23 protein-coding genes and 1 pseudogene are annotated in these 20,780 nt (G+C 70.7%); 17 read left to right on the top strand and 7 right to left on the bottom strand.

What is annotated here, in order from left to right; all coding sequences use genetic code 11:
• The first annotated feature begins 262 nt into the window (after positions 1-262).
• Both OG883_RS44875 and OG883_RS44870 read left to right on the top strand, forming a co-directional pair.
• Positions 263-877 (top strand): DUF262 domain-containing protein, encoded by a 615-nt coding sequence (locus OG883_RS44875; protein ID WP_266554451.1) that lies wholly within the window; start codon positions 263-265, stop codon positions 875-877.
• Entirely contained in the window at positions 874-1,422 is a 549-nt protein-coding gene (locus OG883_RS44870) for a DUF6248 family natural product biosynthesis protein (RefSeq protein ID WP_266554449.1), read from the top strand. The genes OG883_RS44875 and OG883_RS44870 overlap by 4 nt, the downstream gene beginning before the upstream one ends.
• Positions 1,423-1,517: 95 nt before the next feature.
• On the opposite strand, the gene OG883_RS44865 is transcribed toward OG883_RS44870, so the two are convergent.
• Entirely contained in the window at positions 1,518-2,147 is a 630-nt protein-coding gene (locus OG883_RS44865) for a hypothetical protein (protein ID WP_266554447.1), read from the bottom strand.
• Between the two features lie 52 nt (positions 2,148-2,199).
• Between OG883_RS44865 and OG883_RS44860 the strand changes: the two genes are divergently transcribed.
• The 4 genes from OG883_RS44860 to OG883_RS44845 all read left to right on the top strand — a co-directional run bounded on the left by OG883_RS44860 (position 2,200) and on the right by OG883_RS44845 (position 5,760).
• Positions 2,200-2,577: a hypothetical protein gene (locus tag OG883_RS44860; RefSeq protein ID WP_266554445.1), complete on the top strand. Its 378-nt coding sequence runs from the start codon at positions 2,200-2,202 to the stop codon at positions 2,575-2,577.
• Between the two features lie 106 nt (positions 2,578-2,683).
• Entirely contained in the window at positions 2,684-3,583 is a 900-nt protein-coding gene (locus OG883_RS44855; RefSeq protein WP_266554442.1) for a radical SAM protein, read from the top strand.
• Between the two features lie 13 nt (positions 3,584-3,596).
• Positions 3,597-4,775 carry a methyltransferase domain-containing protein gene (locus OG883_RS44850; protein WP_266554440.1) on the top strand — a complete coding sequence of 393 codons (1,179 nt, stop codon included), beginning with the start codon at positions 3,597-3,599 and terminating at the stop codon, positions 4,773-4,775.
• A gap of 328 nt (positions 4,776-5,103) precedes the next feature.
• Positions 5,104-5,760: a hypothetical protein gene (locus tag OG883_RS44845; RefSeq protein ID WP_266554438.1), complete on the top strand. Its 657-nt coding sequence runs from the start codon at positions 5,104-5,106 to the stop codon at positions 5,758-5,760.
• A gap of 125 nt (positions 5,761-5,885) precedes the next feature.
• On the opposite strand, the gene OG883_RS44840 is transcribed toward OG883_RS44845, so the two are convergent.
• The gene (locus tag OG883_RS44840; protein ID WP_266554436.1) at positions 5,886-6,098 is read right to left on the bottom strand and encodes a hypothetical protein; all 213 of its coding nucleotides are present in this window, start codon (positions 6,096-6,098) and stop codon (positions 5,886-5,888) included.
• A 474-nt stretch (positions 6,099-6,572) separates the two neighbouring features.
• Here OG883_RS44840 and OG883_RS44835 point away from each other — a divergent pair, with 474 nt between their 5' ends.
• A complete protein-coding gene (locus OG883_RS44835) occupies positions 6,573-8,183 on the top strand; it encodes a hypothetical protein (RefSeq protein WP_266554434.1) in 1,611 nt (536 codons plus the stop codon).
• A 108-nt stretch (positions 8,184-8,291) separates the two neighbouring features.
• Here OG883_RS44835 and OG883_RS44830 read toward each other — a convergent pair whose 3' ends face one another.
• The 3 genes from OG883_RS44830 to OG883_RS44820 form a co-directional block, all read right to left on the bottom strand.
• Positions 8,292-8,510 (bottom strand): hypothetical protein, encoded by a 219-nt coding sequence (locus OG883_RS44830; protein WP_266554432.1) that lies wholly within the window; start codon positions 8,508-8,510, stop codon positions 8,292-8,294.
• 128 nt (positions 8,511-8,638) lie between these two features.
• Positions 8,639-9,175 (bottom strand): hypothetical protein, encoded by a 537-nt coding sequence (locus OG883_RS44825; protein WP_266554430.1) that lies wholly within the window; start codon positions 9,173-9,175, stop codon positions 8,639-8,641.
• Between the two features lie 73 nt (positions 9,176-9,248).
• Positions 9,249-9,416, bottom strand: a complete 168-nt coding sequence (locus OG883_RS44820; RefSeq protein WP_266554428.1) for a hypothetical protein — start codon at positions 9,414-9,416, stop codon at positions 9,249-9,251.
• Between the two features lie 165 nt (positions 9,417-9,581).
• On the opposite strand from OG883_RS44820, the gene OG883_RS44815 reads away from it, so the two are divergent.
• From OG883_RS44815 to OG883_RS44800, 4 genes and pseudogenes are all read left to right on the top strand, one after another.
• Positions 9,582-10,394 carry an RNA ligase family protein gene (locus OG883_RS44815; protein ID WP_266554426.1) on the top strand — a complete coding sequence of 271 codons (813 nt, stop codon included), beginning with the start codon at positions 9,582-9,584 and terminating at the stop codon, positions 10,392-10,394.
• 200 nt (positions 10,395-10,594) lie between these two features.
• Positions 10,595-11,071, top strand: a complete 477-nt coding sequence (locus OG883_RS44810) for a hypothetical protein (RefSeq protein ID WP_266554424.1) — start codon at positions 10,595-10,597, stop codon at positions 11,069-11,071.
• Positions 11,072-11,172: 101 nt separating this feature from the next.
• Positions 11,173-11,844: pseudogene (locus OG883_RS44805) on the top strand (DNA methylase); the annotation flags it as partial.
• Positions 11,845-12,029: 185 nt separating this feature from the next.
• Positions 12,030-12,464: a hypothetical protein gene (locus OG883_RS44800; RefSeq protein ID WP_266554422.1), complete on the top strand. Its 435-nt coding sequence runs from the start codon at positions 12,030-12,032 to the stop codon at positions 12,462-12,464.
• A 49-nt stretch (positions 12,465-12,513) separates the two neighbouring features.
• On the opposite strand, the gene OG883_RS44795 is transcribed toward OG883_RS44800, so the two are convergent.
• Positions 12,514-12,687: a hypothetical protein gene (locus tag OG883_RS44795; protein ID WP_266554420.1), complete on the bottom strand. Its 174-nt coding sequence runs from the start codon at positions 12,685-12,687 to the stop codon at positions 12,514-12,516.
• A gap of 269 nt (positions 12,688-12,956) precedes the next feature.
• Here OG883_RS44795 and OG883_RS44790 point away from each other — a divergent pair, with 269 nt between their 5' ends.
• The 6 genes from OG883_RS44790 to OG883_RS44765 all read left to right on the top strand — a co-directional run bounded on the left by OG883_RS44790 (position 12,957) and on the right by OG883_RS44765 (position 17,760).
• Complete coding sequence (locus tag OG883_RS44790) at positions 12,957-13,349, top strand: WGR domain-containing protein (protein WP_266554418.1); 393 nt, start codon at positions 12,957-12,959, stop codon at positions 13,347-13,349.
• A gap of 51 nt (positions 13,350-13,400) precedes the next feature.
• On the top strand, positions 13,401-14,372 hold the full coding sequence (locus OG883_RS44785) for an AAA family ATPase (protein WP_266554416.1): 972 nt from the start codon (positions 13,401-13,403) through the stop codon (positions 14,370-14,372).
• A complete protein-coding gene (locus tag OG883_RS44780; RefSeq protein WP_266554414.1) occupies positions 14,369-16,168 on the top strand; it encodes a VWA domain-containing protein in 1,800 nt (599 codons plus the stop codon). The genes OG883_RS44785 and OG883_RS44780 overlap by 4 nt, the downstream gene beginning before the upstream one ends.
• Positions 16,169-16,253: 85 nt before the next feature.
• On the top strand, positions 16,254-16,886 hold the full coding sequence (locus OG883_RS44775) for a hypothetical protein (RefSeq protein WP_266554412.1): 633 nt from the start codon (positions 16,254-16,256) through the stop codon (positions 16,884-16,886).
• A 178-nt stretch (positions 16,887-17,064) separates the two neighbouring features.
• Positions 17,065-17,379: a hypothetical protein gene (locus OG883_RS44770; protein ID WP_266554410.1), complete on the top strand. Its 315-nt coding sequence runs from the start codon at positions 17,065-17,067 to the stop codon at positions 17,377-17,379.
• Positions 17,380-17,478: 99 nt separating this feature from the next.
• A complete protein-coding gene (locus tag OG883_RS44765) occupies positions 17,479-17,760 on the top strand; it encodes a hypothetical protein (protein WP_266554408.1) in 282 nt (93 codons plus the stop codon).
• Between the two features lie 86 nt (positions 17,761-17,846).
• Here OG883_RS44765 and OG883_RS44760 read toward each other — a convergent pair whose 3' ends face one another.
• Positions 17,847-20,459 (bottom strand): MXAN_6230/SCO0854 family RING domain-containing protein, encoded by a 2,613-nt coding sequence (locus OG883_RS44760; RefSeq protein ID WP_266554406.1) that lies wholly within the window; start codon positions 20,457-20,459, stop codon positions 17,847-17,849.
• Positions 20,460-20,780 lie beyond the last annotated feature (321 nt).

The following is a 20,780-nucleotide window of genomic DNA, read 5'->3' as shown; positions in this document are numbered from 1 at the left end:
CCTGGCGGTGCGCAGGCGGACCACCACTGACGTGAGGCCAGGTCGCCCGCCGCGACCCACTTACCCCGATCGACCCAATAATTTTGACTAAACCCCCGGATAGAAGTACATTATACATATCTACGGTGCTCCGCGCGAGGCCAAAGCATCGCGCCGCGTCACCGAGCCCTTCTTCCGCCCGTCCGGTCGGTGGCGCCCATCCCGGGCCGCGCCGACCGGGCTCTTCTGTCCAAGACCGCCTGACCATCTCGGGGAGCCATCCATGACTCGTCAGACCAGTCGCCCGCTTGAGCACCACAACCTGCGCACCTCGGACCGCTCGCCCCGCGAGATCAGCACGAGCTTCCGCGACACCTTCGGGCTCGATCTCGATCCGGACTACCAGCGCGGTGACGTATGGAGCGGCGACCAGCGCATCGCGCTCATCCGGTCGTGGCTGACGGGGACGCCGACCGGTGTGGTGATCCTGAACGACCGCACCACACCCGAGTGGAAGGAAGCCAACGGGTACGACCCGACGGACCGCGGCGAGGCGATGTACGCGTGCATCGATGGCAAGCAGCGCATCACCGCGGCCTACCTGTGGTACGACGATGAACTGGCCGTCCCCGCAACCTGGTTCCCCGCCGACGACGTGACCGTCACCGAGGAGACCGACGACGGCCCCTACGTGCGCCTCTCGGGCTTGAGCAAGCCGGCCCGGCTGAAGTTCGCCAACCGCGCGCACCTGTCCATCGCGATGGCCAAGGTCGCCACGGTTGCCGAGGAAGCCGAGATCTACCTCCTGGTCAACGGTGGCGGCACCCCGCAGAGCGACGGCGACATGGACAACGCGGCCCGCGTCGCGTCGACGGGCTCCCCCAGGGCGGCCCGGTGACCCGTCCCGTCCGGCGTCCTCAGCGCCAGCTCACCGAGGCTGAGCTCGAAGACGTGCGCGGGGTGCAGACCCTCAATCTGCACCGCATGCTCCACCTCGGCCTTGTCGATCCGGTGCCCAACCCGTCCCCGATGACCGAGGACGAGGGCGCCCGGGTCCGCGAGCACGTCTGGCCGGCGTTCTTCCACCGGATCGACGACGGATACGCCTTCGGATTCTGGCGCTGGGCCTTGTGCGAGAGGGGCACCTGCTGGAACTGTCTGGCCGGACGCTGCGAGTGGTGCATGCACCGACAGAAGGGCCGCCCCGACGCCTGCGACAACGCCGAACCCGTACACAACCAGCACGGCCGGACCGTCGCCACCCTCATCCCCCGCCCCGGCGGCGAGCCGTGCGTGTGGTGGTGCCGGTGCCCCTGCCCGAAGGACGACGCCCGGCCGCCCACCGGCCCGGCTCTCACGGTCGCTACGCCGCGCCAGAGCGGCTCGCTCACGCTCGGCTCCGGAAGCGGACCCGACGGCCAGGACCCGCTTCCCGGCCTGTGAAGACTCGCTCGGCACGAGTGCAGCGGGCCACGAATGTCCCCGTGGCCACCGCGTCCGTCCCGACCGTTCCTCACCCGCCGCCGGGGCCACCGCTCCTACTTCTTGGCCTGGTCCGAAGCGGTAGCCGTGGCGCGCTCGCCGTCCTGCACCTGCTGCAGCCGCTTGAGCGTGGCGGCCAGGACATCCTGGGCACCGGTGCTGTCGCCCCCAGTGCCGTCGATCTTCACCCTGATGTTGATGTTGCCCGAGCGGCTGAAGGCGTAGAGCGTGTCCTTGCTCAGGCCGGGATTGGCGACGAGCACGGACTCCTCCCCCACCTGCTTCTTGAGGTTCTGCTCCTTGTCCGACTCCTTGCCCCTCCACGCCGCGTAGGCGGCCTTGGAGTTCTCCGCCGAGTCGTACAGGCAGATCCCGACGTCCATCATGTTGTCCGTGGAGCCGTTGTAGATGAACCACGCGGATCCGCCGCGTACCCAGCCCTTGGGCGCGGCGGTACTGCCCGACGCCGTGCAGTTCGTACCCTCCGAGGTCACCCGCTTGCCCTTGTAGGGCTCCCATCCCGAGAGCACGTCTCCGGTGCCCGGCAGCGCCTGCGATATCTCACCCTGGGCGAGCTGCTTGGTGATGGGCTTGTCCGACTCCTCCCCCGAGCTGTCCGATGAGCAGGAGGTGAGGGCGGCGATGCCGAGGACGACGACGAGGGCTGCGGGACCTTTGCGTGACATGCCCACACCCTAGATCGTTGGTGAACCGCGCAGCCCAACAGCCCTTTTGACTGTGACCGGGATCGCCCCCGGAGCGCTACGCGGGGCCGCACTGCGGTTCATTTTCGGCCCAGCCGCCGGTTTTCGGCCGCTGTTGTCGCGTGTGCGGGCAAACACCGTGTGCACCCGCGCCGCGGCGGCGAGACTGCGGTCGGTTGCCGCCGATACCGAAGGGAACCGGGTAGTGATCGGTCGACTCGCCGAGTCGGAGCTCGCGGCCGATGCGCTGGCGGCACGCGAGTTGTCGACGGTTGGCCGATCCCGCGCGAACGAGCCGCTGGAAATGCTGACGCCTGCTGCGCATGACGCCGCCGCCCAGGCTCGCGCCGCCGCGCTCCTCTTCCCCAGGTCGATCACGACAGCCGCACGTCCGCCGAGCTTCTGTCCATGACCGCCGAGGGACTCCTCGCCGAGTAGCAGCGCCGAAGGATCGGCCGGGCTCTTTCGCCGAAGAGTGCGGCTGGTCCACCGTGGAACGCAACCGAAGGGAAAGGCTCGTGACGATCGCACCCGAATCCCCGACGACGACAACCCCTCTCATCCCGGGCTTCCTTGAGTTGGAGATCACCCGCCGCTGTCAGCTCATGTGCGCCTCGCACTGCTACGCCGAAGCGGGCCCGACGCAGGGGCACGGCATCATGACCAGCGACGACTGGAAGCGAGTCATCAGCGAGGCCGCCGCACTCGGCGTCAAGAGGGTTCAATTCATCGGCGGCGAAGCCACGCTCCACCCCGACTTCGCCGAACTCGTTGAGCACGCCCTCGCGGAGGAGCTCGGGGTTGAGGTGTACTCGAACCTGTACCGTGTCCGCCTCGAACACTGGGCCCTCTTCACCCGGCCCGGCGTCACCCTGGCTACCTCGTACTACGCCGACACCGACGAGGGACACGACCAGGTGACCGGCCGCAAGGGCTCCCACGCCGCGACGCGTGCGAACCTCATCGAGGCGCGCCGGCGCGGCATTCACGTACGGGTGGGGATTGTTGACGTCCTCGACGGGCAGCGCGTCGACCAGGCCCGCGCGGAACTGGAAGCGCTCGGCATCACGGACGTGCACACCGATCGAGTTCGAGGCGTCGGCAATGCCGTCCAAGGCGGTGGCCTGCCGTCCACATCCGCGCTGTGCGGCCGGTGCGCCAACGGCATCGCCGCGATCCTGTCGGACGGAACCGTGACCCCCTGCGTGCTGGGCCGTTTCCTGCCGGCCGGGCAGGTCCAAGGAACCGCACTGGAGCGGGTGTTCGCCTCGCCGCGGTGGCAGCAGGTCGCCGCGAGTATCCCGGTCAGCCGCCACGACCCGTGCGGTCCCGACTGCGGTCCCAACGACGACAGTCAGGGCGGCGGCGGAACCTGTGGCCCCGCCGACGACGGGGTCATCCCGAGCACCGCAGGCTGAAAGGACACCCCCGATGGACTGGGAATCAGCAGCGCGACGGCTTGCCGCCGAGACCGTGATCCGGCCCGAGTCGCGCTGGTTCCAGGCCCTGGCCACCACGCCGAGGCACCTGTTCCTGCCCCGGTGGTGGACCAGGACCACCAGCAGCAGCAGCAGCGAGCATGTGTGGGAGCTGCGTGACGGTGCCGGCGACACCGACGCATGGCTGCGGGACGTCTACGCCGACACCACGCTCGTCACCCGTGTCGGCCCCCACCACGCCGACCACGCCGAGATGGGCCAGACCCTCCCCGGGGGAAGGGACCTGCGTTCCACCTCGTCCTCCACGCTGCCCGCACTGGTGCTGCTGATGTACCGGGCCGCGTTCATCACCGACACCTCCCGCCTGCTGGTGACCACCGGCAGCGGCTACGGCACGGCCCTGGCCTGTGTTCGTCTCGGCGAGGAGCAGGTCACGAGCGTGGACGTCGATCCGTATCTGGTGAAGGCGGCGCGGGAGCGGCTGGCCGCTGCCGGCCACCATCCGAGGGTCGAGGTCTGCGACCTGACCGGCGACCTGCCCGCGGGCAGCTACGACCGCATCATCTCCACCGTCTCGGTGTCCGCCGTGCCCGTCTCGTGGTTGAAGGCGCTCGCCCCCGGCGGACGGCTGGTGACCACCCTCGCCCACACCGGGCTGGTCATCGTCGCGGACAAGGCCCCAGACGGCGGCGCCGTCGGGTACGTCGCACCGGAGGCGGCCGGGTTCATGAGCGCACGCCATGGCGAGGACTACGACGACACCTTCCCGGAGAACCCCCAGGTGTGGCAGACCGCCCAGCACGCCGAGGGCGAGAGCATCACCACCAGCCGCTATCCACTGATGTACGTGCCGGACACCTGGGACGTGCGCTCCACGTTGGAACTCCTCGCGCCCGACATCGACCACCGCCAGCACAAGTCGGACGACGGCACCCGCACCGTCTACATGCTCCACGCGGACGGCTCCTGGGCCCGCGCCACGGCTACGGGACGCCGAGAATCCCCAACCGTGCATCAGGGCGGGCCGCGGCGGCTGTGGGACGAACTGGAGCGCATCCGCACGTGGCTCGCCGTGGACGGCGACCTCCCAGTCCGGGGCGCCACGGTGACCATCACCCCCGAAGGGGCGGCCACGTTCTCTCGCAGGGGCTGGTCGGCCACCATCACCTGAGCAGTAGCGCCACCTCGACAGCCAACGTGCCATCTCAACTCACCTGGCTCCGCCATCCGTTCTACTCCGCGCACGGTGCCGAGGCCAGCCGCCCGGCGGTGGCGCGAAGCAGCCCCTGCGCCACAACGGCCAGGGACGCGTTCTTGGCCGCCCCGCGGCGTCTGGGCCCGGGGCGCCCAGCGTGCTCCCCCTGCATGGGTCCCGAGGTGCGGCCTCTATCCACAGGGGCCTCGTTCGAGCATCGGCACGCGGCTGTGAAGAGCCGCGCCGATGTGCTCCGCCCCGCCTGGCGGCGAGCGGGGCGGACCTACGCGAGCAGGAGGCCCTCATGGGCAGGTTCAAGCCGAGGAAGCAGCGCCACAGCCGGTTCCAGGTCGACGGGCGCCCGGTGGGCCACGCCCACTTTGCGTCCCACGTCACTGCGGTGGCCGACACGCTCGACAACCACGGGCGGGTGACGTTCTGGGACGACCCCGCGCTTCAACTCGGCCAGGTCGCCAGCGGCTTCGACCTCGAGTCCGGGGCGGTGACGGTCGATCCCGGTGAGACCGGCCAGTTGCCGGCGGCGTTGTTCGAGCCGGAACGGGCCTTGATGATGCGGATCCCCGGTCAGCCTGATCGGGAGCAGCAGGCGGAGGCGGCGATTGGCTTGGGTATGGGACGGTTCAGCCGCGGGTTCGCCGCGCTGCGCCCCGCGCCCGGCTGGACCCTGCACCGGCTCGCCGACGAGCAGCTGGAGCTTCGGAGTCCCAATGGAGAGGCCTTCTCGCGGATCGCTGTCCCGCTCAATCCCGCCTGGATCTCCGCCGCCGTGTCCACGGGGTTCGTCCTGTGCCTCTATGGGATCCAGCTCGGCGTGCGTACTCCGCCGGGGATGCCGGCGGATCAGTACACGGACCAAAAGCGGCTGGAGGAGTTCCGCCGAGGCCGCGGACTGGGATTCACGGCCGCGGGCCTCGTTCCCTACGTGAACAACCGCGGGTAAGCCGTTCCGCCGCCCGTCGGCGGGACAGACGGGCGGCGGACGCTCTACGCGGCGCCGGTCACCGCGAGCTGCCCGGCCCACAGGAGCGGGTTGAGCAAAGGGATCTCCAGGGGCCGCGGGGGACTTCAGATCTTCTCGACCAGGTCACCGTCGTCGGTGAGCGTGAGCATCAGCTGCCGGTGAGCGTGCGGTGCGTCCCAGGCCACGCGGAGCTGACGCAGGCCTGGGAACGGGTTCCATGAACGAACGGTTCCGGTGGCGCCGACGGGCAAGGGATCGAACTCGTCGGTGCACCGAAGCACCCGAATGCGGTTCCCTTCAACGAACTCCTCGTCCACGAGGGCTCCTTCATGACTCGGCGGGTGGTGCTGGGGCGGCGTGCGGGGATGGGTGAGCCGCCAGCTGCGCGGCGCCGCCTCGCGAGGGCAGGGCCTTCGAGGTGAGATGGGCCGGACTGCTCCATGAGGGCTGCCATCACGAGGCGGAACCCACTCCGATAGCCCTCATAATTTAACTCACCAGGCGATCCAGATCAACTTAATTGCGTCACCCTGAATCCTCGGGCCACCGGCCCGTCGGGCGGATCGACGCCAGGCCAGAACGTCGCGAAGGGGCACCCTGTCGCACAGCGCGGCCGCTCAACTTCGAGCGCCATGGCTCCAACTCTCTTATTTTTGATGCTAGTTGACATATTTTGCGCCTTATGTCAGTTTCTGGCTGCCCGCATCGCAGTGGGTACTTGCGAGAGGACGTACGCAATGACGAACCGCACCGAAGGACCGGGGCCTGCGGCCACTACGCGGCCCCCGGTCGTGAACAGCACGCAACTGGCCGACGAGCTCGGTCTCCCGATGTGGATGGTGAAGCGAGCTCAGGAGCTGGGGCTTGTTCCGGCCCGGGACAAGCCGCGTGGATGGTCGCGGGCCGTAGCCGATGAACTCGCGCCCCGCGCGCAGGAGATCCGCGAGGCGATCGAGGACAGGGAGGGCCTGGGAGCGCACCGCCTGGCCGAGGAGGTGCTCTCGGAGTCGGCCGGCTGCACCGTGAAGTCGGCCGACATTCCCGCGCTGGCCGAGCTGGGCTTCCTTCGGATCGTCGGGTCGTACAACGGCTTTGCCCTGTACTCCGTGAAGGACGCGAGGGCACTGTCCGATGCCGGGCGGGCCTCACTGGCGGAGGTTGTTCGTGCGCGCGAGGAGGCGGATGCCCGCCGGGAGGCAGAGTGGCAGGCGTGGGCCGCGGTGAGCATGAAGCCCGCGGACGCCGCCGACCGTCTGGCGTGGCGCGTTGCCGAGTTGGAGAAGATTGCGGCGGAGGGCGTGATCAGCGCGGGGCGGGGCGGCCGGTACGCGACGGCCGACCTGGACGCTCTCGCTGCCGACGAGAAGCTGTGCGAGCGCGTCGTCGGTGACCGGCTCATCGGGTCGGACGCCGCGTGCGGCCTGCTGGAGATCCGGTCCACGGACTGGAAGTACGTCTTGGACGCGGGATGGATCACCCCGCAGACGTACGTCGAGTCCAAGGTCGGCAGGAGCCGGTGGATCGACGTCCCGCTGTTCGCCACCCGCGACGTCGAGGCACTGCGGGACCTTCCCGGGGTGCCGTGGGAGGAGGTCCGCGGCGTGCGGCCGGGTGCCCCCAGCCCGCTGCGCGAGTTGGTGAGCAGGCAGCCGAGCCGGGGCGAGTTGATCCACGCGTTCGCCGGTGGCCTGGCCGACCGCCACCAGGTCGAGGTCTGGGCGCACCACGATGAGCGGACGGGCGCCTGGGAGCTCGACTGGGTGCGTGACTCCGAGGGCGCCCCGGCTGCCGACGCGATCGCCGCGGAACTGCGTGCAGAGCCGGCTGTCGCGCGGTTCCAAGCGGAGATCCGGGTCGGCGGCACGTTGTGGGGGCGCCGGGCCCGGTGGGCCCGCCCGCTTCTGGAGGACGGCGCGGGTGTCGTTCTGTGCACTCGCACGTCCGGTCCGCCCACCGCAGCCGGGGAGGCGGACGAGATCGTCGACATCGCGGTCGTCGACATCGCTACCGGCACCGTGCTCCTGGACCGCCTCGTACGGCCGTTGTCGCCCCTGGGCAGCCGACGGCTGCAGGGGGTGACCGACCAGGACCTCGAGAAGTCGCCCCCGTGGGTGAAGGTGTTGCCGATGGTGCGACGTGTGACGCGCGGGGGGCTGATCGTGCCGTGTCGGCCGGGGTGGGATCTCCGCTGCATCACCGCTGACACGGAACGAGCCGGGAAGCGGCTCATGCACCTGGGTTCCTCGGCGTCATGGGCTCTGCCGCCGGAGGAGCGGCCGTTGGAGAGCGTGGCCGGCTGGTCTGCGCGCCGTGGCGCCGAGTCCGTGCGTGAGGTGCTTGTCAGGGTCGCGCGGGGGCGTGGCCGGACCCACGTTCCCCAGAGTCCTGGACCTCACGGTTGACGAGCCTTCCACCGGGCGGCCGGACGGTTTCGGTGGCCGCAGATGCCCGCACCGGGCTCGCACCGTATGGCAACAGCCAGGGCGAGTTCGGCGCGGGCGCCAGACCGATCAGTCCCCGGCGCGGGCCCAGGACTGTGCGGTGCGGGAGTCCACACGCACGCTGACCGTCAGGTTGCCGTCCGCGCCCCGGCGGACGACGGGAGCGGCTTCCTCGGAGTCCACCTCGATGAACAGCACGCCGTCTTCGGTGATGTACGTCGCGATGCGGAGTCCGACGAGAGCCAGGACGGGGACCGCTTCACCGGGAGCGTCGGGGTCGGGTGGCAAGTAGAACGCGGCCTGGTGCAGCTCGTGGATGAGTCCGGGAGTCAGGGGGGTCAGGGGGTCTCCTTTGACGGGCGGATGGGGCCGCGGGCGGTGTCGGCCCGCGGGTTGAATGGTGTGTCGGGCCAGGGTCAGCGGCCGGGGCTGGGGAGCTGGCGCGACCGCGCCCAGTCGTCTGCCAGGCGCCGGATGCCGGCCAGGGTGTCGTCCAAGGCGGCGGGCGAGATGCCTCCGGGGCCGATGCTCGCCAGGAGCAGCTCCCGAAGCGCGTGGTCAAAGCGGTCGTCAGCCTGCGCGCGGGAAGCGCGCTGTGCGCCGGCCGTCGGGGTGTGGTGGCGGTGGGTCTGGCGGGCGGCAAGCGCCTCCTTCCAGACGGTGTCGGCCGTGCCGAGTCCGTGCTGGGCGACGAGGCGGTCCCAAACGTTAGGGAAGGGGGCCTGGACTCCCTGCTCGCCGTCGTCCATCAGCGCGAGGAGCGTCCCGGCTTCGGCGTCCAGGAGCGGCAGGTGAAGCATCTCCGGGGCGAAGGGGACGATCTCGGCGGTCGCGGCGGCCTGTTCCGGGATGGTGGTGTAGCGGGTCAGCGAGGTGTGGATCGCGTCGGCTACGTCCGGGGTGAGGATGGGGCCGATCCGGGTGACTGCTCCGTCTGCCCTCGTGACGACCACTGCGAGCGGTGCGGTTGAGGTGGTGGTCAGGGCCTCTCCAGATGTGGGTTGCGACGGGCAGGTTCGTTCGCGGTCATCCGGCAGTGGCGGAGAAGCGGATGGCCGACTTCTTGGCGGCGTGCCGGTTGCGCTGGCGCTTCGGACCGCCCGCGTGAGCCCCGCTGGCTCCCGAGCGGCGCAGGTTCTGTGTGGCAACGGCGTGGGCGCGGTTGCGGGTGTAGTCGCTCAGACGGGGCTTCATCGTGGGTTCCTTCCTGGTCAGCGACCCGAACAAGGTAATCACTAATTTACTCCCCACGCGGTTCTATGTCAACTTAATAGCGTCACACCCGAAGCGGCCACCTCTCACTCTGACGTAATAAATTTGACGCATACCCCTCTGTGTCGTACTTTTGAGTTACGCGGGGTGCTCACCTCGCTTGTCGATGCCGGGAACGCCCGGCCCACGGAGGACTTCTTGCTCAATCTCGACGCGCTTGATCTCGACGCTCTGAACTCGGCGACGAAGTACCCGCCCATCCCCACGTACCACGAGATCGACCGCGGCACCTTGCTCGACAACGTGGTGGCCTTCAGCGACGACGTGGTTCTCACCGAGAAGGTGGACGGCACGAATGCGAGGGTCGCCGTCCTGCCTGACGGCGATTACGTGATCGGCAGCCGGGAGGACCTCCTTCACGCACGCGACGACCGTGTCATCAACGAGACCGACAGCATCGTTCCTGCCCTGCGGTCGCTGGCCGATCGCCTGACGGCGCCCGCAGCGGGCATCCGCGTCTACTTCTTCGAGGTCTTCGGCGACAAGATCACCAAGGCCAGCAAGCAGTACACCGGCAATCGCGCGGTGGGATACCGCCTCTTCGACGTCGCTGCCGTGGACGCCTCGGTCCTGGAGCGCCCGCGCCCCGCGATCAGTTCGTGGCGCAAGAACGGCGGCCAGCAGTTCCTCGCCGAGGACGACCTCGCTCTCGCGGCCATGGAGAACGGCATCGAGCTGACGCCGCGCCTGGACCGCATCACCGCGGACCAGCTCCCGACCGACCTGACCGGGATGCAGCACTTTCTCGCCACCCGCCTGCCCAGCACGCGCGTCGCGCTGGACGACGGCGCCGGAGGTCGTCCGGAGGGAATCGTTCTGCGCACGAGCGACCGTTCCCTGATCGCCAAGGCCCGCGTCGAGGACTACGCCCGCACGATGCAGCGCCACGCCGCGCGCTGACCATCACCGGGTCCCGGTCACCGCGGGCTACTGCCGTGACCGGGACCGGTCCGCGCAGGACGATCACCGTTCCCCGATAGGTCAGCACGGCAGCACGCCCTGCTCGCGCACATCCCGCGCGTTCCCGGTAGCTCCCCGCGCTCGCCGCGCCGCCCCAGTTCCCCTGACGCAAGGAGATTGCTCTGTCCGGCAGTTCGCAGTTGCAGGTCATCATCTACGCCGTCGATGACGGCGAAGTCCACGCCGTGCTGGCCGCCTTCCATGCCGGCGAGGTGACGACCGACTACGGCCTTGGCTCTACGCCTGTGCGCCTGGACCTCGGCTTCGTCTACAGCACCGGCGAGGTGGCGGCCGGGTCCGCCCGCGCCCTGGCGGACGCGCTCGTGAAGAGCGCCCCCTCGGCGGCGTTCGTCGTCTGGCAGGACCCCTGCTACCCCTCCATCGGCTCCTACGTCGCCCACGTTCCGGGCGTGGGGGTCCTTGATGCCGAGTGCAACGTGCACGGCACGCCGCTGATCTCGCTGCGGAAGGTCATCCCGTTCTTCAATACCTCCCGTCGTGGGGCGTGGACGCAGACGGAGGACAACGAGGCCGGCCAGGTGCGGCACGCGGCCGAAGTGCTCGACGCGCTTGCCGTGTTGGCCCGGCGCCTGCCGGGTGCCCCGGAGGCTGAGTGACCGGGCCGCTGACCTTGCTGCGCGCGCCGTCGGTGCGGTGGCGGCCCGGACGTGTGGATCTGCCGTGTTGTGCCGCGGGCGCCTGCCGGCCGTCGCGGCGCATGCGGCTGCCCAGGCGGCCGTCCTTCCCCGGCCGGCGGCCGCGCGTGCTGGACCTGTTCTGCTGCGCGGGCGGGGCCGGGATGGGGTACTACCAGGCCGGTTTCGACGTCGTGGGCGTCGACATACGCGCGCGGCCCAACTACCCCTTCGAGTTCCACCGGGGCGACGCCCTGGAGTTCGCCCACGCTCATGTCCAGGAGTTCGACCTCGTTCATGCCTCGCCGCCGTGCCAGCACTCGTGCACCTTGACCAAGGGCACGAACAAGGGCCGCGAGTACGTCGACCTGATCCCGGCCACGCGTGAGCTGTTCGCCTGGTACGGCGTGCCGTCCGTCGTCGAGAACGTCCAGGGGTCCCAGCTGCGGCGGGACCTGGTCCTGTGCGGCGAGATGTTCGGGCTGGGCGTCCTGCGGCACCGGTACTTCGAGATCGACTACTGGCCCGCCAACGAGCGTCCGCACCAGCCGCACCGGGGATACGTCCGCGGCATGCGGCACGGCGTGTGGCGTGACGGCCCGTACATCGCCGCGTACGGGAAGGGCGGCGGCAAGGGCACCGTCCGCGAGATGCAGCAGGCCATGGACATCCACTGGACCGACGTCCACGAGGAGCTCACCGAGGCGATCCCGCCCGCGTACACCGAGTACATCGGCAACGAGTTCCTGACCACGGGCGAGTGGGGCGCTATCGCGCGCGGAGTCCCGGACACGGCTCCCATCCCGGAGATCATGCGCCCCTACCTCCAGCTCAACGCCGCGGGCCGGCTCGTCGCGACCCGGCCCGGCCCCCAGCCCTCCGCTCCCCCGGCGGCGCCCCTCATCCCGCCGTTCCCCGTTCCCCTTATGAAGGAGGCCAGTTGACGACGATGTCCCCGCATTTCGCGGAGGCTCCGTACAGGTACCTGGACGTGTCCGTCCCCGACGAGATCAGGCGCCAGTGGCACAGCTGGGAGGCCGCGGCGTGGCGCCGCAGCCGTCATATGGACACCAACAACCTCTTCCCGCCCGATCAGCGCTACACGGTCCGTCCGCCGGCCGCGATGTGCCCGCATCACCGCGAATCGTGGGTGGGCTACCGGAACATGAACTTCGACCCGGTCAGCGGGAACCGGTGGCCGGGCCACCCCGGCTCTCCGTTCGTCCCCGTCGGCCGGGACCTGAACAGGGTCGCCGAGGAGCGCCGGTGCGAGTGGGACGAGAAGGCCTCCGCGCAGATGCGCCTGATCGAGCAGATCTGCCTGTCCGGCCGCTCCCCGCAGTGTGACCGGGCCGGCGACAGCCCGGCGGCGTGACGCGGGAGCCCGGGGCGGCGAAGCACCGATCGCCCGGCCGGTCCCGTCGTCAGCCGGCGTCGGCGGCGATCAGGCTGAAGTCGAGGGCCGGGCCCGCCTCCCGCAGTGCCTGCTCTGCCGTGCGACGGACCTCGGCGAGGACGTCGCCGCGCTCCTCGACAAGGCCGGCGTAGATCGGGGCGTCGCCGGCCTCCGCGAGGCCGGCGGTCTGCGGTGTGTTCATGGTGGTGCTCTCCCCCGGTGCTGGAAACAGGTGCCGAGTGTACGGGCCGGGAGGGACGCGGCCGTGCCCTTGGTCTCAGCTGCGAAAGCAGCGATGTGCACCGGGGCGCAGCGCACCACTTGTGACCCTTTTACGTTGACGCATAATCTCACTTGGAGTACACTTGTGCGTATCGGGCGGCGCGTTCGCCCCGCCACTCCGGCCGCGATGCGGCATCCCCCACACTCCCGGTGACGCAAAAACTTTTACCCACATGGAGGGTCCTTCATTTGACTTCCAGCGACGACGTACCCGGCTTCGGCTGGGAACTCCACGACGACAGCGGCAGCAGCGACAAGTTCTACCGCCTCATCGTCGTCACCGGGCCCGAGCCGCTCGCGCTCGGCCTGCACGGAAGCCGCGGTCAGTCCGGCCAGATTGGACTGCTGCGTACGGGCATCACCGCAAAGGAAGCGCTGAACGAGGTGGTGAAGAAGTCCCGCGAGAAGGAGAGGAAGGGCTACGAGGCGAGCCGGGAGTTCACCGTCTTCCACGTCCCCGCCTCGATCGCCGGCCCCAACAGCGCCAAGGACAACGCCCGCGAGATCGCGCGCTACTTCGGCAAGTACGCCAGCCAGGCGGGCACCGAGCTCCCCAACGCCTCCTACATCCCGACCGTCTAACAGCTCCGGCCCACCACCCCGCCCCTCGGCTTCTCACACCACAGGAGTCCCTTGTCCACTCCGTTCACGAACCAGATGGCGCAGCGCGGCCGCACTGAACTGGAAGAGCTCGAGCGCCAGCACACCCAGCGGCGCAAGCCCGCCTCCTCTCCCCCCGTTCTCTCCTCGGCGCTCTCTCAGGTCGGCCCTCAGATCCGTCCGAACGGACAGCTGTACCAGCCCCGCCTGCTCGGCGGGCTGGAGGACCTCGCGTTCCTGCGCGACGCGCGCAGCCACCGCGAGCACGTCCTGCTCGTCGGACCGCCGGGCACCGGCAAGACCGCCCTGAGCGAGGCCGCGTTCGTCCTGGACGCCGTCCCCGGCCAGCACTCCGGCCTGGAGACGATCGTCGGCACCGCCAGCACCGAGGTCGCGGACTTCGTCGGCACCTTCATCCAGAACCCGGCCACGGACGCCTTCGAGTGGGTCCCCGGCCCTCTCATCCGCAGCATCGAGAACGACGTCCCACTCCTGGTCGACGAAATCGCCCTGATCGACCCCCGGGAACTGACCGTGCTGTACGCGCTCATGGACGGTCGCGGCGAGCTGCACGTCACCCAGAACCCGGCGCTGCCCCCGCTCAAGGTCGGCCCCAACTGGTTCGTCATCGGCGCCTGCAACCCCGATGTGCCCGGCGCGCACCTGAGCGACGCCCTGCTGAGCCGGTTCCACCACCACGTTGAGGTGACCACCGACTGGGACCTGGCCGCCGACTTCGGCGTACCGGTGGACCTGATCACCGTGGCCAAGAACCTGGAGAGCCGCAAGCAGCAGGAGACGTACGAAGGCTGGATCCCGCAGCTGCGCGACGCGCTGGCGTTCACCGAGACGAGTCGGCGGTTCGGCCAGGACTTCGCCGTCGCCGGCCTGCTGCGCAAGTGCCCGCCCCAGGACCGCGGCGAGTTCGCCGCAGTCATGAAGGAGAGGTTCGGCGAGAGCGCTCCTCTGTCCCTGGGCACCCGGGTTCCTGCGGGGCGCCGGTGACGAGCGCCCCGGCGTCCGCGCCGCCCGCCCAGCATGAGGAGGCCGATGCGGACCTCGCCGACGCCCGGGTCGCCCTCGCCCGTCGGCTCGGCTCCATCATCAACACCCTCGCCGACCGTGACGACGTACTGCTCACGATGGTGTGGGACAGCGCTCCGACGGCCGACGCAGCATGGTTCGACCCGCGGCTGATCAAGGTCACCGTCAACGGGGCGGTCGCCCTGAAGGACGGCATCCACCCGGACCAGGTCGACCCGCTCAGCATCTCGGGCAGGCTGCGGCATCCGGTGATCGTGGGGATGTCGGCCCACGAGGCCGCTCACGCCCGCAGCACCCGCTGGGGCGACTGGGACACTTCAGCGGGCCGGGCGGTGATCCGCGCGGCCGTACTGCTCGAAGAACCCCGGATCGAGTCCCGGCACCTTCAGGAACGCCCGGGTGACCGCGTCTTCCTGCGCGCCTGCGCGAGCAACATCGTGCTGCCCGCCCAGCGCACCGCCTCCCCGCTGTACGACCGGTGGCGGGCGGCGGCCGGCGCCGCCCTCATCCTGGGCCGGGTCGACGCGGGTGTTCTCACCCGGGCCGAAGCCCAGCCGGTGAGCACGGCCGTCGAGGCTGTCCTCGGCACCGACGATCTCGGCGCGCTGCGTGCCCTGTGGCAGGAGGTCCTGACGCTCGACGACGGCGACCAGGACGGCCTGCTCGACGTCGCCCGCCGGTGGGTCGAGGTCATCGGCGCGGATGCCGACGAGGACCTTCCCGGCGTCGGCTGCGCGGCGGGCGAGCCCCGTGCCGAAGCCCCCACGGACGACGCGGACAGCAGCGACGTGATCGGCGCAGCCGTGGTCGCCGTGGCCGTCGCCGCCTCGGTCCAGGCCCAGATCTCCACGGGGGCGTTGCCCGACCCCGAGCAGGAGCGCCAGGCCGAGGAGGATGCCGCCCGGCGTCAGCGCGAGCGCCGGGCCGAGGCGGCCGCCCAGCAGGCCGCTCAGCAGGCGGCCCGCCGGGTATTCACACCCGCCCCCGCTCCGTCCTCGCGCCGCTCTCGGCCGCGGAATCCCGTCAGCGGCCGCCGGGCACCCACACCGGTGGAGCGGGCAGCCGCCCGGCGGCTGGGAGCTGCCCTCGCGAAGGCACGGTTCCGCGAGCCCGCCCGTGTCCGGGTCGCCTCCGCGCTCCCGCCGGGCCGCCTGTCCGGCCGCGACGCCATGCTCGGCGCGGCGCAGCGCACCCTGGGGATGCCGGTGACCGCCCGCCCCTTCCGCTCCAAGACGCGCACACACTCGCAGGAGCCGCCGGTCGCCGTCGGCGTGGCCGTCGACGTCTCCGGCTCGATGCGCGCCTACACCCCGATCATCGCTTCGACGGCCTGGATGTTCGCGCACGGAACCCGCGAAGTCGCCGGGAAGGCCGCGACGGTTGCCTTCGGCACGGCCGTCACCCCGATCGTCTCCCCCGGACAGCCGCCCTCCCAGGTCACCGAGTTCCACGCGAACGACGGCAACCACCGCTTCACCGAAGCCACCAACGCCCTGGACGGCGCTCTGAACCTGTCCCGCCACGACGGCGCCCGCGTCCTGGTCATCGTGTCCGACGGCCACTGGGAGCCGGAGGAGCGCATCGGCGGCGAGCGTCTCGTGCGGCGCCTGATCCGGGCCGGAGTGCATGTGCTCTGGTTCTGCCTCGATCCCGGATCGGACGTTCTGCCCGGGGCTCACCGGGTGGACATCACCCAGGTCTCCGACATCCCCGCCGCCCTGAGCAACGCGCTGGTCTCCGCGCTGCGCCAGGCCTGATCGACCGGCGAGCGGGCCACCACAGGCCCGCCCGCCTCGTCGGGCGCCGCCGGACGACGGCGCGCCCCTCACACCAAGGAGCTGCGTGCCCATCACCACCCAGGAACAGGCCCGCGACGCCGCGAGGCCCCTGTCCGAGGCGGGCCCGATCGCCGAGTTCGCCGGCGGCGACACCCCGGGCTGCTTCGCCCGCCTGCGGCTGGCCCTGGCCGGCATGCGGCGGGAGAGCCTGGCGACTTCGGCGATGCTGGATATGACCGACGGGCCCGACGACCCCCTCATGGAGCGCGGGAAGGAGGAGGTTGCCGAGATCACCTCCGCCATCGGGGCCCTCCTCGCCTGGGTCGAGGAACAGTTCTGCGAGGTCGAGGTCTGTGAGTGCCGCGCCGACCGTCTGCTGCGCCATCTGCTCGAGGAGGCGCACGTGCCCGGACAGACGGGCTACTCCCCCCAGTTGGGGCGCAACAGCTGCATCATCGCCGGCTCCTTCGTCCGCGAGCCGGACGAACGGATGGCGTACGTCCTCATCGAACACCGCAATCACATCGAGCATGCTGTTCGCGCACACCGCGGGTGGCGGGCGCGCCTCGTCACGGCCGACGGGGTCACGCCGCTGTACGAGTCGCCGGGCTACCCGGAGACGCCGGTGTCCGTCTACCGCGAGGACACCCTCGGCTGTGTCCGCGCCGTTGCTGACGCTCTGTACCGCGCGGCATGAACCAATCCTCGCCGCCCCTTCCTCGAAGGAGCCGGCCGGGGCTCTGTCGGCGGCCCTGCGAGAGTCGGTTGTACTGCGGCGGCCTCTGTCCACAGGCTCTTGCGGCGAAGCTCGCTGGGGTCGGGGCGAGGCCGAGTGCCGCCCCGGCTTCAGAGCTCTGAAACCGAGGAGACCGCCCGTGGTGATCGCCGTGCTCGACGTGTTGCTGACCATCCTGCTGCCGTTGCTAATGGGCGCGGCGATCACCTACACCAGCCCGAGCGGCGCCTTGTTGACGCGCCCGCCGGAGCAGCACCTGCTCGGGCGGGGCGGTTTGGACCCGGTGCGCGTGCTGCTCCTGCTGCTGCCAGTGGTGTGGCAGCCCGTGGTAGGTACGTTTCTGCTCGTGGAGCGGCTGTTTGCGGTGTTCGTCATCGCCGCCATCGGGATGGGCCTGGGCCGGATCGGCCGCGCGGTGGCCGGGCGGCTGCTGCATACGCGGAGCGGCAGTTGAGCGCCCGCCCGCCGGCGCGCGCCGACAGCGGCTTCCGCGGGCCCTGACTGCCCAGGAGTCCGAGCCAGTCGGGGCGACGTGATGGCGCGGTCTGCTGCCGTGTCTCCCCGCCGGGACCGGCCGGGGCGGGATCTGATGGTCATCTGGGGCGGCTTCGCGGTCGCCCTGCTCGTCTGCGCCGCCGGCGCGCGCGTCACGCCGCATCTGGTGGCCGCGATCGCCGGCGGGACCGTGCCGGTCCCCATCGCGCAGGTCCTCGCCCTGCTCCTCCTGGTCGGGCATCTGGTCGGTTTGGCCGGGCTGTGCTTCTACGGCTGGCACGTTCTTTTCACCACGCCGGTGTGCGTGATCGCCGCCGTCCGTGCCAGGCGGCGGACCTGACCGGGAGGACGCATGCAGAAGCCCCTGACGACGTCGCGCGGATGCACGGCGTCCTCAAGGGCCTCTGTCCTGCTGCTGGTTGACCGCTACTGCGGTGCGAGCGCGGAGACCAGGTCGGAGGCGCCGAGCAGGCGCACCTGCCGGGCGTCCAGTCCTGCCGGGTACAGCGCGTACGCCTCACCGCCTTCGGCCAGGGCCAGGTCGCCGCGCACCAGGTAGGCGAGGTGAACGTCGGTGGCGTCCAGGTCCAGGCCCTCGTCGGCGTGCGGAGTGCCGATGCGCGCGGCGAAGGCCACGGTGGTCTCCTCCGTGCGGCGCCGGTAGGCGGTGGTGGAGCCGTCCAGGTGGCGGACGACGACGGTGCGGGCGCGGCTTGCCGCCTGCCAGGTGGCCAGTTCACCGAGTCCGACGCGGGCGCCGGAGGTGAACAGGCCGGTCAGGCCCTCCCCGAGCGTGGCGAGGTCGCTCGCGTGCCGGTGGACGGCGTGGTTGGTCCCGGTGACGCCCCGGACGATGTCGAGCCAGCGCATGGTGCGTCCCTTCACGTCGATCAGCAGGGGAACGCTGGCACGGGACTGGCCGGTCAGGTCGAAGCGCTGCTCGACCTGGCGCGGGTCGAAGGCGGCTCCCGTGTTGCCGTCCTCGTCGCGGGCCATGAATCCGGCGAAGGCGTCCGCGAGGTCGTCGAAGGCAACGTTGTTGTAGGAGAAGACCACGGCGACGAGGTAGCGGACGCCTGCGGCGGCCAGCTTGTCGAGGTCGAGGTCGACGAACTCGCTGGCGCCCTGCGGCGCGGGTGCGCTCTGCAGGTCACCCGAGTGCACGGCCGCCGACCCCTCGTAGCGGAGGCGGGTGTAGTCGCAGGTGCCGACGTGCTGCCAGTCGTCGTTGAACATCGCCGCCGACAGGTCCAGGTCGGTGCGACCCGAGGTGGCGCTCTCCATCCAGTGGAGGAAGAGCCGGACCGTGCGCCCGTCGGGCAGGGGCAGCTCGCTGCCGCGCGGCAGGGTGACCAGGGCGCGCGAGGCGGTCCGCTCGGCGAACGGCGCGATCACGCCGTCCAGGCCCGCGTCGATGACCGCGGTGTCCACCGGGGTGAGCCGGCCCGCACGGCGCAGGATCTCGCCGGTCAGGATGGTCACGGCATTGTCGACGACGGCGCCCGCGAGCGAGGCGCGCTCGTCCGCGACGATGTGCGCCTTGGCGTTGCCGCCCTTCGGGAAGAAGACCCGCTCGGTGCCCTTCCGGGCCCGGGTGCGGATCTCACCGAGCGCGGACAGGACCACGGCCGGGGCAACGTGGGGTACAGCCCGCTCCAGGGCATCGAGGACGATGTGCGCCCGGTCGCTTTCCGCGAGACGCAGTACGTGGTCCAGCCGACGCAGGAATTCGCCAGGGCGCTGCGCCAGCAGGGGCAGCACACGGTGCACGTCGGCCGAGGCGAGGGCCGTCTCAACCTGGGCGGACCAGAGCGCGAGGGCGACCTTCGGCCGGTTGGTGTTGGCGATCGGCACGTTCCGGGCCGTGGCGCGCAGCGAGCGGGAGAGGGCGTCATCGGTGAGGGTGGTCTCGCGCAGCGCGGCGAAGGCGAGGGCCGCGTACGGATAGCGGGTGGCGTACTCGAAGGGGTGCAGCCGCTCAGCCAGGTGCTTCCACCCCTGCGCGTGGCGGTCCATGTCCTCCGCAACCAGGGTCACGTCGAGGTGGTCGAGGGCCTGCAGCAGTGCGCGGCGCAGCGGGCGCGGGATGGCGGTGAAGCGGGTCGGGTTCACGAGCCCTGCGTCGCCGCCGGAGCGGACGGCCGCAAGGCGCAGCACGTCGGTGGCCGTGGTGATGCGGGAGATCACGGCCGGGAGCACGACCTTGTACTGGTCCGCCTCGTCGAGGAGCCAGGCCAGGACGCGGGCCTTGGTCTCCCGGCCGGGGATCGCCTCGGGCAGCCACGACACGTCGGTGCGGTCGCCCGCCTCGTCGAGGAGGGTCGCCAGGTCGTCGGTGTCCTGCGGACTGAGCGCGCCGGTGCGGGACAGCAGCCCGGCCAGTTCGGCAGCGGCGTCGGCCGTGCGATCCGTGAGGCTGCCGCCGTAGTTGAGGACGCGCAGCCGGTCGGGGAGCGCGCGCCGGAAGCCTGCGGAGCGCCGGTGGTGCTGCGGGCGCAGGAACGGGTCGTCGGCGTCGATGCGGCGGTGGCAGATCGGGCAGGCCGAGAAGTCGGCGCCGTCGAAGCAGGCCGTGCAGACCAGGTGCGCACACGGGGCCACCGCGTGCACGGTGTCGTTCGCGCTGCACAGGACGCACGGCTGCTCGGGAGCCTGGAGGAGAACGGACAGCACCCGGTCGACGTAGAAGGAGAGGGTGTCGGCGGGGGTGCTGGCCGGGAAGCTGCGGAACAGGGGCGTGTGGTCGCGGTCCGCACCGAGGGCCGCGTCGACGTCGGCGAGCAAGGCGCGGCCGGCGGTGACGAGCTGGGTGTCGGTGCTGCGGGCGAGGGCCTGGCGCAGGTCGTTCGAGACGAGGAAGCCGCGCTCGAGGAGATCGGCCTCCAGCAGGGTGATTCCGGCGAGGGAGTCGGCGGACGTCTTCGGCGTGGCCGGCGCGGGGGCCGGGGCGTTCAGGTAGACGGATCCACGACGGGACAGGAGTGCCGCGGCCAGGCCGCGACGGGCTCCGGTGGTGGTCGTGATGGTCGTGGTCGTCATTGTCGTCCTCCCCCTGTCCCGGCGTTGTCCGGGCCTGCAGGGCCCTGTGGTGCAGGGCTTCGTCTTCTTGAGCCGCAGCGGACGGGCCGTGTCCGTCCCGAAGGGGGAAGGGCGCCTGAGAGCCGCTCGGCGTCGCCGAAAGTTTCAACCTCGTGGTCAACGGGCGCAGCGGAAGCGCCGGTTGTTCGTGCGCGGGCACCCAGTACGGGTGAGGCTCTCGGATGCGGGGCGGGAAGTGAACGCGCTGAGTCTTTTCCAAAGAGTAGAGAAGGAAGCACGTATCGGAGCCGCCCCGCAGCCGGGACACTACCAACCGCTGGA

The organism is Streptomyces sp. NBC_01142 (assembly GCF_026341125.1).
Lineage (GTDB): Bacteria > Actinomycetota > Actinomycetes > Streptomycetales > Streptomycetaceae > Streptomyces.
Note: the sequence above shows the minus strand (reverse complement) of the source record. Positions and strands in the feature narration are given on the sequence as shown.

Coding starts and splice junctions, on each gene's coding strand:
- OG883_RS44865 (WP_266554447.1), bottom strand. CDS start 2,147: ATGTCACGCAAAGGTCCCGCAGCCCTCGTCGTCGTCCTCGGCATCGCC.
- OG883_RS44760 (WP_266554406.1), bottom strand. CDS start 20,459: ATGACGACCACGACCATCACGACCACCACCGGAGCCCGTCGCGGCCTG.
- OG883_RS44850 (WP_266554440.1), top strand. CDS start 3,597: ATGGACTGGGAATCAGCAGCGCGACGGCTTGCCGCCGAGACCGTGATC.
- OG883_RS44875 (WP_266554451.1), top strand. CDS start 263: ATGACTCGTCAGACCAGTCGCCCGCTTGAGCACCACAACCTGCGCACC.
- OG883_RS44820 (WP_266554428.1), bottom strand. CDS start 9,416: ATGAAGCCCCGTCTGAGCGACTACACCCGCAACCGCGCCCACGCCGTT.
- OG883_RS44795 (WP_266554420.1), bottom strand. CDS start 12,687: ATGAACACACCGCAGACCGCCGGCCTCGCGGAGGCCGGCGACGCCCCG.
- OG883_RS44845 (WP_266554438.1), top strand. CDS start 5,104: ATGGGCAGGTTCAAGCCGAGGAAGCAGCGCCACAGCCGGTTCCAGGTC.